At 62.0% G+C, this 14,932-nt stretch carries 13 protein-coding genes; 10 read left to right on the top strand and 3 right to left on the bottom strand.

Annotated features, from left to right (window positions below; translation table 11 throughout):
• Nucleotides 1–21: 21 nt before the first annotated feature.
• Together V6765_RS21800 and V6765_RS21795 are read right to left on the bottom strand one after the other, a co-directional pair.
• A complete protein-coding gene (locus V6765_RS21800) occupies nt 22–1,512 on the bottom strand; it encodes an NAD-dependent succinate-semialdehyde dehydrogenase (protein ID WP_448432713.1) in 1,491 nt (496 codons plus the stop codon).
• Between the two features lie 151 nt (nt 1,513–1,663).
• Entirely contained in the window at nt 1,664–2,152 is a 489-nt protein-coding gene (locus V6765_RS21795) for an Lrp/AsnC family transcriptional regulator (protein WP_448432712.1), read from the bottom strand.
• A gap of 63 nt (nt 2,153–2,215) precedes the next feature.
• On the opposite strand from V6765_RS21795, the gene ehuR reads away from it, so the two are divergent.
• From ehuR to V6765_RS21745, 10 genes are all read left to right on the top strand, one after another.
• Nucleotides 2,216–3,604 (top strand): MocR-like ectoine utilization transcription factor EhuR, encoded by a 1,389-nt coding sequence (gene ehuR / locus V6765_RS21790; RefSeq protein WP_448432711.1) that lies wholly within the window; start codon nt 2,216–2,218, stop codon nt 3,602–3,604.
• A 292-nt stretch (nt 3,605–3,896) separates the two neighbouring features.
• Nucleotides 3,897–4,919 (top strand): TRAP transporter substrate-binding protein, encoded by a 1,023-nt coding sequence (locus V6765_RS21785; protein ID WP_448432710.1) that lies wholly within the window; start codon nt 3,897–3,899, stop codon nt 4,917–4,919.
• Between the two features lie 93 nt (nt 4,920–5,012).
• On the top strand, nt 5,013–5,594 hold the full coding sequence (locus V6765_RS21780; protein ID WP_448432709.1) for a TRAP transporter small permease: 582 nt from the start codon (nt 5,013–5,015) through the stop codon (nt 5,592–5,594).
• Between the two features lie 10 nt (nt 5,595–5,604).
• Entirely contained in the window at nt 5,605–6,888 is a 1,284-nt protein-coding gene (locus tag V6765_RS21775; RefSeq protein ID WP_448432708.1) for a TRAP transporter large permease, read from the top strand.
• A 16-nt stretch (nt 6,889–6,904) separates the two neighbouring features.
• Nucleotides 6,905–7,342 carry a universal stress protein gene (locus V6765_RS21770; RefSeq protein ID WP_448432707.1) on the top strand — a complete coding sequence of 146 codons (438 nt, stop codon included), beginning with the start codon at nt 6,905–6,907 and terminating at the stop codon, nt 7,340–7,342.
• Nucleotides 7,343–7,378: 36 nt separating this feature from the next.
• Nucleotides 7,379–8,173 (top strand): aspartate racemase/maleate isomerase family protein, encoded by a 795-nt coding sequence (locus V6765_RS21765; RefSeq protein WP_448432706.1) that lies wholly within the window; start codon nt 7,379–7,381, stop codon nt 8,171–8,173.
• A complete protein-coding gene (gene eutB, locus V6765_RS21760; RefSeq protein ID WP_448432705.1) occupies nt 8,170–9,168 on the top strand; it encodes a hydroxyectoine utilization dehydratase EutB in 999 nt (332 codons plus the stop codon). The genes V6765_RS21765 and eutB overlap by 4 nt, the downstream gene beginning before the upstream one ends.
• Before the next feature lies 1 nt (nt 9,169).
• On the top strand, nt 9,170–10,168 hold the full coding sequence (gene eutC / locus V6765_RS21755) for an ectoine utilization protein EutC (RefSeq protein ID WP_448432704.1): 999 nt from the start codon (nt 9,170–9,172) through the stop codon (nt 10,166–10,168).
• A 32-nt stretch (nt 10,169–10,200) separates the two neighbouring features.
• Nucleotides 10,201–11,388: an ectoine hydrolase DoeA gene (doeA, locus tag V6765_RS21750; RefSeq protein ID WP_448432703.1), complete on the top strand. Its 1,188-nt coding sequence runs from the start codon at nt 10,201–10,203 to the stop codon at nt 11,386–11,388.
• Nucleotides 11,389–11,773: 385 nt separating this feature from the next.
• Nucleotides 11,774–12,676, top strand: a complete 903-nt coding sequence (locus V6765_RS21745; RefSeq protein ID WP_448432702.1) for a helix-turn-helix domain-containing protein — start codon at nt 11,774–11,776, stop codon at nt 12,674–12,676.
• A 27-nt stretch (nt 12,677–12,703) separates the two neighbouring features.
• Here V6765_RS21745 and V6765_RS21740 read toward each other — a convergent pair whose 3' ends face one another.
• Complete coding sequence (locus tag V6765_RS21740; protein ID WP_448432701.1) at nt 12,704–14,821, bottom strand: TonB-dependent siderophore receptor; 2,118 nt, start codon at nt 14,819–14,821, stop codon at nt 12,704–12,706.
• Nucleotides 14,822–14,932 lie beyond the last annotated feature (111 nt).

The following is a 14,932-nucleotide window of genomic DNA, read 5'->3' as shown; positions in this document are numbered from 1 at the left end:
TTGCGCGGTTCCGCCGCAGGCTCACGCCCAGTCGCGGCAGACATATTTGACTTCGGTGAAGGCTTCCATGCCGAGACGCGAACCTTCGCGTTCGAGGCCGGACTGCTTCATGCCGCCAAAGGGGATCGGCGCACCGGTGACCTTGGTGCGGTTGACGGCAACCATGCCGAACTGCAGCGCCCGACTGGCGCGGTAGATGCGGCGCGGGTCCTGTGTGTGGAGATAGGCGACGAGGCCGTATTCGGTGTCGTTGGCGCGGGCAAGCGCTTCTTCCTCGGTATCGAAGGGCGCGATCGCGGCCACAGGGCCGAATGTTTCCTCATGCATGATGAGGGCGTCGGCGGGCACATCGGCAAGCACCGTCGGCGCGAAGAAGAGGTCGCCGGCTTCGTGCCCCTTGCCGCCGGTCAGCACGCGCGCACCTTTCTTGACGGCGTCCTCGACATGCTGGCGCTGTTTGGCGACGGCCTTTTCGTTCATCAGCGGGCCGATATCGGGATCGTCCATGCCAATGCCGACCGACAGCATGGCGGTGCGGGCGGCGAATTTTTCGCAGAAAGTCTCGTAGACCGAGCGTTCCACGAAAAAGCGGTTGGCGCCGAGGCAATCCTGGCCCGAGGTTGCGAACTTGGCCTTGATCGCCTCGTCGACGGCCTGGTCCATGTCGGCATCGGCAAAGAGAATGAAAGGCGCATGGCCGCCGAGTTCAAGCACGAGGCGCTTCACGGTGTCGGCGGAGCGCCGGTAGAGATGCTTGCCGATCTCGGTGGAGCCGGTGAAGGACAGCGCGCGAACGCGGGGATCGTTGAGCCAGGGCTCGACGATCGTGGCGGCATTCCCGGTGACGACGTTGAAGACGCCGGCGGGAAGGCCTGCGCGTTCGGCAAGCTCGGCCAGCGCGAGCGCGGAGAAGGGGGTCTCGGCGGAGGGATGAACCAGCACGGCGCAGCCGGCGGCAAGGGCCGCCGCGGCCTTCCGGGTGATCATCGCCGAGGGGAAGTTCCACGGCGTGATGAGCGCTGCAACGCCGAGCGGTTCGCGCCATACCTCGACTTCGGCATCACGCAGGTGCGAGGTCACGCTCTCTATGTTGGGGCGCTTGGCTTCCTCGGCGTAGAACTCGATGAAGGCCGCAGCATAGTCGATCTCGCCGCGTGCCTCGGAGATCGGCTTGCCCTGTTCGAGCACCATGATGCGGGCCAGGTCCTCACGATGTTCGCCCATCAACGCGAACCAGCGCCGCAGCATCGCCGAGCGCTCCTGCGGCAGGAGGCTCGCCCATGCGGGGAAGGCGGTCTGCGCAGCGTCGACTGCGGCGGCGCTGTCATCACCGCTCAGCGCCGCGACTTCACCGAACTCGGAGCCGTCGGCCGGATTGGTCACGCTGAGCGACGCGCCGTCGGTTGCCGCCGTCCACTTTCCGTCAATGTATGAGAAGCTGCGGAGCAGTTTGGGATCGTCGAGACGGGACATGTCCCGGCGGTCGGTATCGATGCGGTGCGCTTCTGCCATGTCTCTCTCCCGTTTTGTCCGTGGTGGATCGCCGCTCAGGGCGGGGCGATCGGATGCGACGAGACTATCGGGCGGTTTGCAGTCGGTTCCTCTTATCGGAATGTCCCGGGCAGAGGATTCCTCTTTTTTGCGGGGTCGAAAGGGAGAGAAATCAACCCTTGCCGGGTGGCGGCAGCAGGGCCTCGAAGGGAATGCGGCCGGATTTGACGGGCTTGGTGACGATATAGGTGAAGTAGCGCGCAAAGCCCGCGCCTTCGCCGAGCAACTGGTCGATCATGCGCTGGTAGGTGTCGATGTCCCTGCAGACGACATGCAGCAGATAGTCGTAGCCGCCCCCCAGCGCCCAGCAATTGACGATCTCGTCGTAGCGCTCGACAGCGCGCTCGAAACCCTGCATGGTTTCGACCCGGTGATTTTCGAGTTCCGCCATCACGAAAACCTCCACATGGGCGGCAATTTTCTTCAGGCTGATTTCCGCACGGTAGGCGGAAATAATGCCGGCCTTCTCCAGCCGCTGCAGCCGTTCCCAGCAGGGCGTGGCCGACAGGGAGACGCGCCTGGCGAGCTCCGTCTTGGAGATGCGCCCCTCGCGGTCGAGTACGGACAGGATCTTGATATCGCGGTCGTCGAGCTTGATCATTGCGGGTTTCCACGGAAAGGCGAGGGGCTTGTCAATTGTCCCTTTTTCGGGTCACACTAAATCATGACAATATGGCCTCCACAACCTGGGACGCTTCGTCGTCCCGCTTATCGTTCGCTGGCCGACGCGGTTATGCAAGCAATTGAAAGCGGTCAACTCAAGCAGGGTGACCGTCTGCCCACCCACCGCAATCTCGCCTACGATCTGGGGCTCAGCGTACAGACGGTGGGGCGCGCCTATGACGAGCTGATCCGGCGCGGCGTCATCAGCGGCGAAGTGGGTCGCGGCACCTTCGTGCGCGCCACCGGCAACGAGACCCGCACGCCCTATCTGCCGCGCAATCCCGACGGCCCGATGATCGATCTGTCGCTACTGAAGCCGGTGCTAGAGCCTATGCATGCCGCGTTGATGAAGCAGGCGCTTAAGGACCTCGCCGACGATCTGCCAACCACGATCTACGCGTCGTTCAGGCCGGCCACCGCACTGGGGAAGTACCGCGAGAATGCCATCAAGTGGCTGAGGCATTGCGGAATAGAGCTGCAATCGCAGGGTGTTATGATCACCAACGGGTCGAGCCCCGCTATGGCGCTGGCGGTCCTGACCGCGGCCAATGGCGGCGACCTGATCGCAGCCGAGACACTCACGCATCATACGCTCAAACCCCTTGCCGGCTATCTCGGCTATCGCCTGCGCGGCGTGCCGTCCGACGACCAGGGCATGATCCCCGAAGCGCTTGAACGGCTGAGCCTTCGCGAGACCGTTCGCGCAGTCTACCTGATGCCGGCAGGCCTTGGCCCGCAGGCCCGGATCATGCCGCAGGAGCGTCGTCGCGCGCTCGTCGAGGTCGCCCGGAAACGCGATATCATGATCATCGAGAACGATGCCTGGGGGCCAATGCAGGCCAAGCGGCCGGCGCCGATCGCCAACATGGCGCCCGAGCGGACCTTCTATTTCACCGGGCTGACAAAATGCGTGATGCCGGGCCTGCGGCTGGGCTTTCTCGTTATGCCCGAGGGGCTGGAAGCTGCGACCGCCAACCGCCATCTCGTTGTCAACTGGATGGCAACGCCCATGCTTGCGGAAATAGCCGCACGCTGGATCGAGGACGGGACCGCCGAGAAGCTCACACGCTACCAGGCCGACGCCTTCGCCGAACGCAACCGGCTGGCCGAAATCATTCTGGCGGGCGTCCCCTTCAGATCCTCGCCGAACGGCATGCATATCTGGCTGCCGATGCCCCCCGGCTGGAGCGAGGACGACTTCGTCTCCCATGCCCGCCAGCAAGGCGTTGCGGTGGCACCCGGAAGCGCGTTCGCGATTGCCGATGACTATCCGGAGCCGGCGGTGCGCGTGTGCCTTGGAGGGCAGTCGATCGAGACGCTTGACAGTGGTTTAAGGGTCATCAGCCGGATTATCCGGAGCCGCTTCGAGCCGGCGCTTTTGACCAATTAGGGCGGCCGCGCGCTGCCAGTCCGTTCGTTCTAAGGCCAAGCCAGCTGCCGTCCGACCCTGTTCGAAATTGTAATGATTTAATATAATCATTGACTCTAAATTGTCATTGTTTCACCGTTGCCAAATCAGAACAATAATAAAACTAGAGCGGGAAACACCGGCACGATCAATTCGGATCGTCGAAGCCGGAGACAGCGCAGACCGATTTCAAGGCAATATTCCTGCCCGGTACCGCCGCGGCAGGCCCCTATGCCATTGCGGTCGCGCACCAACACAATGGGAGCAACCATTTATGCGCATTAACAAGCAGATCCTTTTCAGTTCCATTGCTGCGACCGTGATGACCGTCGCGGGTCTCGGCAGTGCACACGCAGCCACCTGGAAGTACGCCTTCGAGGAAGCCATGGACGAGGTGCAGGGCAAATACGCCCAGAAGTTCAAGGAAGTGATCGAGGCCAATTCCGACCACCAGATCCAGCTCTTCCCGTTCGGCACGCTCGGTGAATCCGCCGATATCATGGAACAGGCCCAGTCCGGCATCCTTCAGTTCGTTGACCAGTCGCCTGGCTTCACCGGTTCGCTGATTCCGGAAGCCCAGGTCTTCTTCGTGCCGTACCTGCTGCCCACCGACCAGGAACAGCTCGCGCGTTTCTACAAGGACTCCAAGGCCGTCAACGAAATGTTCCCCGAGCTCTATGCCGAGCAGGGTCTTGAACTCCTCACCATGTTCCCCGAAGGCGAAGTCGCCATGACCACCAAGGAGCCGGTGGAATCCTGCGCCGACCTTGAAGGCGTGAAATTCCGCGTCATGACCAACCCGCTGCTGGTTGAAAGCTACAAGGCATTCGGCGCGACGCCGACGCCGCTGCCCTGGGGCGAGGTCTACGGTTCGCTGCAGACGAACATCATTCAGGGCCAGGAAAACCCGACATTCTTCCTGTATTCGACGAAGCTCTATGAGGTGACCGACTACATCACCTATGCCGGTCACAACAACTTCACCACCGCGGTGATGGCCAACAAGGACTTCTTCGACGGGCTGAGCGAGGAAGACCAGGCGCTCATCGAGAAGGCCTCGAATGAAGCCTACGACTACATCGTCGACTATCAGAAGGGTCTGGCTGATTCCGAGCTGAAGAAGATCACCGATGCCAAGCCCGAGATGACGGTGACGGTGCTGAATGAAGAGCAGCGCGCGTGCTTCAAGGACGCCGCCGCGGACGTGGAAGCGACCTTCATCGAGATGACCGGCGAGTCCGGCCAGAAGATTCTCGACCAGATGAAGGCCGATCTGAAGGCTGCCGAAGAAGGTTAAGTCCCGATACGGCTGGACTAATACCGAGGATCAGGAACAGGACCGGGCGGGTTGCAGCCCGCCCGGTCTCTTTCAGTATCGGGAACTTGTGAGATGACCGACAGCGGCGACAGTATTGACCGGCATGAATCCACTCTACCCGGCGTTCTGGGCGTGATCGACACGACCATCAGCCGGATAGAATCCTTCTTTCTCGCCACCGGCGTCCTGCTGATGGCACTGAACACGGTCGCCAATGTGGTGGGCCGTTTCGCGTTTCAGCAGAGCATCTTCTTTTCCGAAGAACTCAACCGCATTCTCATCATTCTCATCACATTCGCTGGCATCTCCTATGCGGCGCGGCACGGACGCCACATCCGGATGTCGGCGATCTACGACGCCCTGCCGAGCAATGTCCGCAAGCCGCTGATGATAGGCATCGCGCTGGTGACCGCGCTCTTCATGTTCGGGCTTTGCTATTACTCGATCGGCTACCTCCTGACGCAGGCATCGCGCGGTCGCGTGCTTCCCGCCCTTCAGATTCCCGTCTGGATCACCCTCGTCTGGGTGCCGGTCGGCTTCTTCATGACCGGCGCGCAATATGTGCTGACCGCCATCAAGAACATGACCTCGCGGGACATCTATCTCTCGACCAGCGTGCTCGAGGGATATGAAGAAGACGAACTAGAGATCTGAGGACGGCATCATGGCAGCTACAATTTTCATCGCGATGATCGTCCTCCTGCTTCTGGGTTTTCCGATGATGATCCCGCTCATCGTCGGCGCCTTCATCGGATTCGTCACGATGTTCGGCGGCATGGGGCAGATGGAAACCATGGTCCAGCAGATGCTGGCGGGCATCCGTCCGGCGTCGCTGATCGCGGTTCCGATGTTCATCTTCGCCGCCGACATCATGACGCGCGGACAATCGGCCGGACGTCTGATCGACCTGGTGATGGCTTTCGTGGGCCACATTCGTGGTGGTCTTGCGATTTCCACGGCGTCAGCCTGCACGCTTTTCGGCGCGGTCTCCGGTTCCACGCAGGCGACGGTGGTGGCCGTCGGTTCGCCGCTTCGGCCGCGCATGCTGAAGGCAGGTTACAAGGACAGCTTCATCCTGGCGCTGATCGTCAACGCCTCCGACATCGCCTTCCTGATCCCGCCGTCGATCGGCATGATCATCTACGGCGTCGTATCCAACACCTCGATCGCTGAACTCTTCATCGCCGGCATCGGCCCGGGCCTGCTGATCCTCGTGCTGTTTTCGATCTACAGCTACATCTACGCTGTACGCAACAACGTGCCGACCGAGGAGCGGGCAACATGGTCCGAGCGCGGCAGGGCGCTGCTTGCAGCACTCTGGCCCATGGGTTTTCCCGTCATCATCATCGGCGGCATCTATGGCGGCGTCTTCAGCCCGACCGAAGCGGCCGCGGCCTGCGTGCTTTATGCCTTGCTTCTCGAAGTCGTGGTGTTCCGTTCGATCACGGTTGGCGAGGTCTACCAGACCGCCAAGTCGACCGGCCTGATCACGGCCGTGGTATTCATTCTGGTGGGCGCAGGTGCGGCCTTTTCATGGGTGATCTCGTTTGCGCAGGTGCCGCAGGCAATCCTCGGCGCCATCGGCATTACCGAGATGGGGCCGATCGGCGTGCTGTTCGTCATTTCGATCGCCTTCTTCGTCGGCTGCATGTTCGTCGATCCGATCGTGGTTATCCTCGTTCTGGTGCCGATCTTCGCGCCGGTCGTGGATGCCGTCGGTCTCGATCCGGTGCTTGTCGGCGCCATCATCACGCTGCAGGTTGCGATCGGGTCGGCCACGCCGCCGTTCGGCTGTGATATTTTCACGGCGATCGCGGTGTTCAAGCGACCCTATATCGAGGTGATCCGCGGGACGCCGCCCTTCATCCTCATTCTCATGGGGGTCGCGGTGGCCCTGATCTTCTTCCCGCAGATCGCACTCTTCGCGCGTGATCTGGCATTCAGATAAACCGGGAGGAAAAAGAATGTTCAAAACGATTGTCGTTGCCGTCGACGGGTCGGAAGGCTCGAAGAAGGCCATCCGTTACGGCGCGCAGATGCAGGCGCAGTATGAGGGCGAGCTTCTCATGCTGACCGTATTTAGACACCACTCACTGCTTGAGGGTTCGATGTCGATGGTGCGTCCGCAGACCCCGGAGAATATAGACGACGCCATGCGCGGCTATGCCAAGGAAGTGGCGGATGAGGCCAAGGTGCTGGCCAGGGAAGCCGGCGCCACCAAGTTTCGCGCCTTCATCAAGAGCGGCCAGCCGGCGCGCACCATCGTGAAATTCTCCGCCGATCACGGTGCCGATCTGATCGTCGTCGGCAGCCGGGGCATGGGCGATATAGAGGGTTTTCTGCTGGGCAGCGTTTCCCATAAGGTGACGAGCCTGGCGTCGTGTCCAGTACTGGTCGTCTGACGCCGCAGCGCGTCTGTGCGTTTCCCGGAGAGCGTGATGGCAGAGCCACAAGTTTCGATGTCGCCACAACAGATCGGCTATGAGAGCCCTGGCGCAACTGTGCGTTTCGGTCTCATCGCTCTCGCGACCGACATGACGACGGAGCCGGACTTCGTGCGGATCTTTCCGCCCGAGGCGATCGCGCATACCACCCGCGTGCATTACGCCAATCCGACGACGCCGGAAAACCTGCGCAAGATGGCGCCGCTTCTCACCGATGCCGCGGCCCTTATCACGCCGGGCGTCCCGCTTGTCGGCATCTGCTATTCCTGCACGTCGGCATCGGCCACGATCGGGGTCGAGACGGTCGAGCGATCCATCCATGCCGTGCGGCCTGGCATCCCGGTGGTGCTGCCCACCGGCGCCTCGACGCTCGCTTTCAAGGCGCTTGGCGTGTACCGTATTGCCATCGTCACGCCCTATCTGCCGGAAGCAAGCGAGGCCGTTGCCGGATATTTCGCTTCACAGGGCTTCGATGTCGTAAGCCATCACTGCCTGGGGCTGGCTGATGATCGCGACATGGCGAGGCTTTCGAAGCAGACGATCGTCGAGGCGGCAATGGCGGCCGACGGTCCCGATAGCGAGGCGATATTCCTTTCGTGCACAGCCATGCCCGCGGTCGGCGCGATTTCAGAGATCGAGGAGCGAACCGGAAAGCCGGTGGTGACATCCAACCAGGCGAGCGCCTGGGAAATGCTGCGCCGCGGCGGATTCAGGGACTGGCGTCCTACCGAATACGGAAGACTGTTCACGCTTCAGCTTGACGGCGTGAACGCAGGATTTGCGGCATGACCCAATCGGATTTCATCGGTATCGGAGAAATCGAGGCGGCGCGCGAACGCATTGCTGCGACCATCCGTCAGACGCCGGTCAATGTCTCCGAAACGCTTTCGGCGATTTCCGGCGTGCCGGTGCATTTCAAGCTCGAACATCTGCAGCATACCGGCAGCTTCAAGCTCCGCGGAGCGGCCAATGCTGTATCCCTTCTGTCGGACGAGGAGCGGGCGGCAGGCGTTGTCGGCGTGTCCACCGGCAATCACGGCCGCGCTCTGGCGTATGCAGCCAAGGCTTCGGGCGTGCGCTGCGTGATCTGCATGTCGCGACTGGTGCCGCAGGTGAAGGTCGACGGCATCCGCGCGCTTGGCGCGGACGTCCGCATCGTCGGCAGGTCTCAGGACGAAGCCCAGGCCGAAGTCGACAGGCTGGTCGCCGAAGGCATGACGATGATCCCGCCTTTCGACCATCCCGCGGTGATCGCCGGGCAGGGAACGCTGGGCCTCGAAATCGTCGAACAGATCCCCGATGTCGAGACCGTCGTCGTGCCGCTTTCCGGCGGCGGGCTGATTGCCGGGGTGGCCGCCGCCTGCAAGGCGCGGAACAAGGATATCCGCATCGTCGGCATCACCATGGAGCGCGGCGCCGCGATGATTGCAAGCCTGAAGGCGGGCGCGCCGATCGAGGTCGAGGAACTGCCGACGCTTGCCGATTCCCTCGGCGGCGGGATCGGACTATCGAACCGCTACACCTTCGCCATGACCCGCGGTCTCGTCGATGAAACCTGGCTGCTCAACGAAGCCCAGATCGCCGCCGGCATGCGCCACGCCTACTGGCAGGAGCGGCAGATCGTCGAAGGGGCCGGGGCGGTGGGGATTGCCGCGATCCTCGCTCAAACCTTCAGGCCGAGAGGGCCGGTCGCGCTCATCCTGTCCGGCGGCAATGTGGACATGGAGCAGCATTTCCGGGTCATCGGCGGCGAGGATGTCGACCTCATGAAAGTGCTTGCCTGAGATGCCGAAAATCAAGATCCTCACCCAGTCCGATCTGATGAAAGCCGTGCCGCTCGATGGCGAGGCCGTCGATTGCGTCGAGAACGCATTTGCGGCCCTCGCCGGGGGAAAGGTGGTCATGCCGCCAATCCTGAGCCTCGCGATCAAGGAAGCGAATGGCGAAGTCGACGTGAAGACGGCCTATGTGCCCGGCCTCGACAGTTTTGCCATAAAGGTCTCGCCCGGCTTCTTCGACAATCCGAAGATCGGGCTGCCGAGCACGTCCGGGCTGATGATGGTTTTCTCGGCCAGGACCGGGGTTCTCGAAGCGCTGCTCCTCGACAACGGCTATCTGACCGACGTGCGCACCGCGGCCGCCGGCGCGGTGGCGGCAAAGCACTGCTCGCGCGAGGATTCCGCGACGGTCTGCATTTTCGGCGCGGGCATGCAGGCGCGGCTTCAATTGAAGGCGCTGCTGCTCGTCCGTCCGGTGAAAAAGGCGCTGATCTGTGCCCGCGATATTGCCAAGGCCGAGGCGCTGGCCGAGCGTATCGCCCGTGAGAACGGCATCGAGGCTGTGACGGTGGCCGATCCGCAAGCCGCCGTCGGCGCGGCGGATGTCGTGATCACCACGACGCCCGCGAGCGAACCCGTCCTGAAAGCGGGTTGGCTGAAGCCCGGCCAGCACGTCACCGCCATGGGTTCCGACCAGCATTCCAAGAACGAGATCGAGCCGGCATGTCTGTTGAGGGCCGATGCCTATGTGCCCGACCGACAGGCGCAGACCGCGGAACTCGGCGAACTGCGTTCGGCGATTGCGGCGGGCGTCGTGCCCGCTGACAAGCGGTTCGCGGAACTCGGAGAGATCATCACGGGCACCGCCATGGCGCGGCGTTCGCTGTCCGACCTCACGATTGCCGACCTGACCGGAACCGGGGTGCAGGACACGGCGATCGCAACGCTCGCCCTCAAGAAGGCGGCTCAATTGGGTCTCGGCGTCGCGTTCGACTCCGAGGCATGACCGGCCGCCACACGGCATAGAAAGCAAAAGACATGTCCGCACCGCAACTGGCCTTTTCACGCAGCGAGTTTGCCAAGCGCATCGAGAAGACGCGCAAGGCCATGGAAGACCGCGAGGTGGAGGTCCTGATCGTCTCTGATCCATCCAACATGGCCTGGCTGACAGGCTATGACGGCTGGTCATTCTACGTGCATCAGTGCGTCATCGTCGGTCCCGATGGCGATCCCGTCTGGTTCGGCCGCGATCAGGATCGCAACGGCGCCAGGCGCACCTGTTTCATGTCGAAAGACGACATGATCGGCTATCCGGACCACTATGTGCAGTCGGATGTTCGCCATCCGATGGATTTTCTCGCCGCTCGGCTCGCCGAGCGTGGCTGGGACAGGAAGCGCATCGGCGTCGAGATGGACAATTACTGGTACACCGCGCAGGCCCATGCCTCGCTGCGGCAGCACCTGCCCAATGCCGCCTTCGTCAACGCCAACAGCCTGGTGAACTGGCAGCGCGCGGTGAAGTCGGATCAGGAACTACTCTACATGCAGCGTGCGGCCCGCATCGTCGAGCGCATGCACCAGCGGATCTTCGAGAAGGTCGAGCCCGGGATTCGCAAATGCGATCTGGTGGCCGATATCTACGACGCCTCGCTGAGGTTCGACGATGATCTCGGGTTCGGCGGCGACTATCCGGCGATCGTGCCGCTCCTGCCATCGGGTATCGATGCATCCGCGCCGCACCTGACCTGGAGCGACGAGCCGCTGCGACTGGGCGAAGGCACCTTCTTCGAGATCGCCGGCGTGTATCGCCGCTATCACTGTCCGCTGTCGCGCACGGTCTTCCTCGGCAAGCCGACAGAGACCTTCCTCAACGCCGAAAAAGCCGTGCTCGAGGGCATGGAGGCCGGCCTCGAAATGGCGCGCGCCGGCAATCTTTGTGAAGATGTCGCCAATGCCTTCTTCGGCGTCTTGAAGAAATACGGGATCACCAAGGACAATCGCACCGGCTACCCGATCGGGCTCTCCTATCCGCCGGACTGGGGCGAGCGCACCATGTCGCTGCGCCCGGGCGACAAATCGGTGCTCCAGGAAAACATGACCTTCCACTTCATGACCGGTCTGTGGATGGAAGACTGGGGCTTCGAGATCACCGAGAGCATCGTCATCAAGGAAGGTGGGCCGGAATGCCTCGCCAACGTGCCGCGCAAACTGTTCGTGAAGGGCTAGACTATCCGTCTTGCCGCCTTGCGGCCTTCTCTATGACCCATCCGGTGCCTCAGTAATTTTTAGTGTAGATTTACTGGACAGAGGTCAAGTTCCCTTCTTTCGCCTGCTTACATGCCGATGCTCCGAATTGACGAGCGGCATCTGAACTGTCTCGCCGCGTCTGACGGTGGCCGCGGTTCTTGCTGAAAAGCCTTGTTCGCCGAATCGCGTCACCGCAGGCGAGGGATGACAACCGGAAGCAGCCGGAACCGATGCTTGCGCTTGCAGAAAATATGATATTTATAGTCATGTTTGAACCTGACCGAAGCGCTGAAGCGGTTTACGGTATCGTCATGTTCCATCGGCGGCAGCGCATGGGCCAACACGTTGAAAACGGTAACCTGTCTTGACCTATCGGCATTCGATGTTGAGCCATACGAAAGGCATTCGCCCGGTCGCGCCGGTCCAGTGGCGCGGGCTTGACGGTCTTGTCGGCGTCTATTGGGAGGCCGAGGGCGATCGGGACGCGAACGCCTATTATCTTTCGCCGGATCCGCGGATCGTCATCTTCTTCAACGATGTCTCGGACTGCATTCGCGTTTCGAACCGTAATGGCGCGTTTTCCGGGCATGAAAGGCCGCTGACGCAGGCGATCTACGTACCGGCGGGCGTTCCGATGTGGACGCAGTTCACCGCCCGGCATCGCTTTTCCCATCTCGATCTTCATCTGCATGAGGACAGGATGCTGCGCTTCATCGCGCCATCAATCGGCGCCTCCGCAGCCCGCGCCGTCTTGCGCCGTCCGGCCGAAACCCATGATATCGGTCCGATGGGCACGCTGGCGGGCATGATCGTCGACGAGGTGGCAAATCCCGCCCGCCATCCGCTCTATGCCGAAAGCCTTGTCGGCAGCCTCGCGACCGCACTGCTGGACATTCCCGCCGATGCCGGAAAGCCCGCTTCCGGCGGCCGGATCACCAAAGCGCAGATGAACCGGCTGCTGTCACGCTTCGAAGCATCGCCCCACGCGCGCATGACGGTTGCGGAGATGGCCGAGACCGTCGGACTTTCGGAAAGCTGGTTTTCGGAAGTCTTCCGGCAGACCACGGGCAAGACGCCGCTGCAATGGCAGCTTGCCAGACGCGTCGAACGCGCGAAGGATCTGCTCGTCGGAAGCGACATCAGCGTTGCCGATGCCGCCGCCGAGCTCGGCTTTTCCGATCAGGCGCACCTCACCCGCGTGTTTCGCCAGGTCACCGGAGAAACGCCGGCAGCCTGGCGCAAGACGGCGCTCCCAAGTGCGCGCTGACCCGCGCGAAATCGCGCGTTCCTTTTCTCACCAGGACTGGCGCAGCGTCACATAGACCGCGCGACCCTGATTGTACCAATCGGCGCCGTAGCCGCCATAGGCGACATGTTTCTCGTTGAAGAGGTTGGTGGCGTTGACCTGCAGCGTCGTGTATTCCGCGACATCATAGCTGAAGGCGGCGTCGAAGGTGATGTTGGGGTCGGATTTGACCTTGTTGTCCTCGCCGAAATAATAGGAGCTCTGGTAGCGCGCGCCGAGACCGAAGGTCATGTCGCCGCGCCGGCCTTCGCCTTCCAGCGTATAATCCACCCACAGGGAGGCGACATTGTTGGGAACGAAGCCGAGCTGGTTGCCGACATTGCCGCTCGTGCCGTTTTCGACGATGTCCGACATCATGTAGGAATAGGCCGCCGTGAGGCTGAAATTGTGCGGCAGTTCGGCCTTCGCTTCCAGGTCGATGCCGCGCACCCGCGCCTCGCCGATCGACTCCTGCATGCTGGTCGCCGGATTGGTGACGGTGATGTTGGTTTTCGTCAGATCATAGACCGAGGCGCTGAACAGCGCCGGGAAGGCCAGCGGGGCGTATTTGACGCCGACCTCATACTGCTCGCCGCGCTCCGGCTCGATTCCGAGCGTCGGCGGCGCCACCGACTGGGCATAGCTTGCATAAGTCGAGACTTCGTCGGTGATCCGGTAGGTCAGTCCCGCGCGGCCGGTAAACTCGCTGTAGTCGCCCTCGGTCGTGATGCCGGTGAGCCGGTTGCGCTGTTCCAGATCCAGCCAGTCATTGCGCAGGCCGACCGAGGCGATCAGCTTTTCGGAGAAGGTCAGTTCCTGCTGCAGGTAGACCGAGGCCGTGTTCTGGTCGTTCTTCGTGCTGGCATAGGGGCCGCTGTAGTCGGGGCCGCCGGAATAGACCGGGTTGGTCCAGTCAATGCCCGGCGCTACATCGTAATAGCTGTCATTGGTGCCTGAGAAGGTCTGGTACTGCAGGCCCGCAACCGTGCGGCTTTCGACATTGGCGAAGAACGTATCGTACTGGAAATGCGCGTCGATGACGAAATCGTCGTAGTCGCGGGCGCTGCCGAAGTAATAGCGGTCGGCGATCGTGTCGCCATTGTCGACCGGCTCGTAGACATAGGCATAACCGAACCCGGTCTTTGAGCTCGCATAGCGCGCCCGCGAACTGAAGGTCAGCCCAGAACCGAAATCATGGTCGAACATCCAGGTAACGGTGTTGCGGGTCACGTCGTTGTAATTGTAGTCCGGCTCGCCGAGGTAGAAGCTGCGGTCGAAATCCGACCCGATCGGATGACCGCCGCCGCCCGGCGTGCCATCGGTATCGAGATAGTCGTAGATCAGCGTCATCGTCGTGGCATCGTCGATGCGCCACGTCAGGCCGCCCATGATGAAGCTCTCGTCGTCATTGGAATAGTCATATTCCGCGTCGGCGTTCTGGAACTTGCCGGTCAGCCGATAGGAGAGCGTGTTATCCTCGGTGATGTTGTCGCCGAAATCGAAGCCCACCTCGGCGTGGTCGTAGGAGCCGCCGGTGATATAGGCCTCGCCGAACCGCTCGCTCCGCGGCGTCTTCGACACAAAATTCACCGTGCCGCCGGGATCGGAGACGCCGAAGATCGTCGAATCGGCGCCCTTGAGCACCTCCACCCGCTCGAAAGCAAACGGCTCCTCGCGCACGCCACCGAAGGGCGAGCCGAGCGAAAGACCGTCGCGATAGGTATAGGCGTCGAAGCCGCGAATCTTGTAGAAATCGAAGCGGTCGTCGGAGCCGTAGAAATCGGTGGTCACGCCGGCGGTGTAATCGAGCACCTGTTCCACCGTCTGGGCGTCGCGCTGCTGGATTTCCTTGGACGTGATCACGGAGACCGAAGCTGCGGTGTCGAGGAAGTCCGTCGCCAGCTTGCCGCCGCCGGAGCTTTCGAACGCAACGATGGAGGTGGCATCGCTGCTGCCCATGCCGCTGGTGTTGACCGTGACAGGCTCCAGAACGGTAGTCGCTTCGCCCTGATCCTGAGCGTGGAGGGGTATCGGGCTTGCGGCCAGCGCCGTGCAGCCAAGAAGGATAGCCACCCTCCGCCTGATCATTCCGTGCCGTCCATCATGTTTGCTTGTTGCGTGATTCATTGTCAGCTTCCAGAAATCGCGTCCCGCGGACTTTAGGTTCATTGCGGCAGAGCGCCGGCTCGCGGTTGCGAAGCGGCCTTTCCGGCGCAATCATCAGGTTCAGGTTGCGAT

It is taken from the genome of Martelella sp. FOR1707 (genome assembly GCF_053484265.1).
The sequence above is the reverse complement of the archived record's forward strand: the minus strand, read 5'-3'. Positions and strand labels throughout refer to the sequence as shown.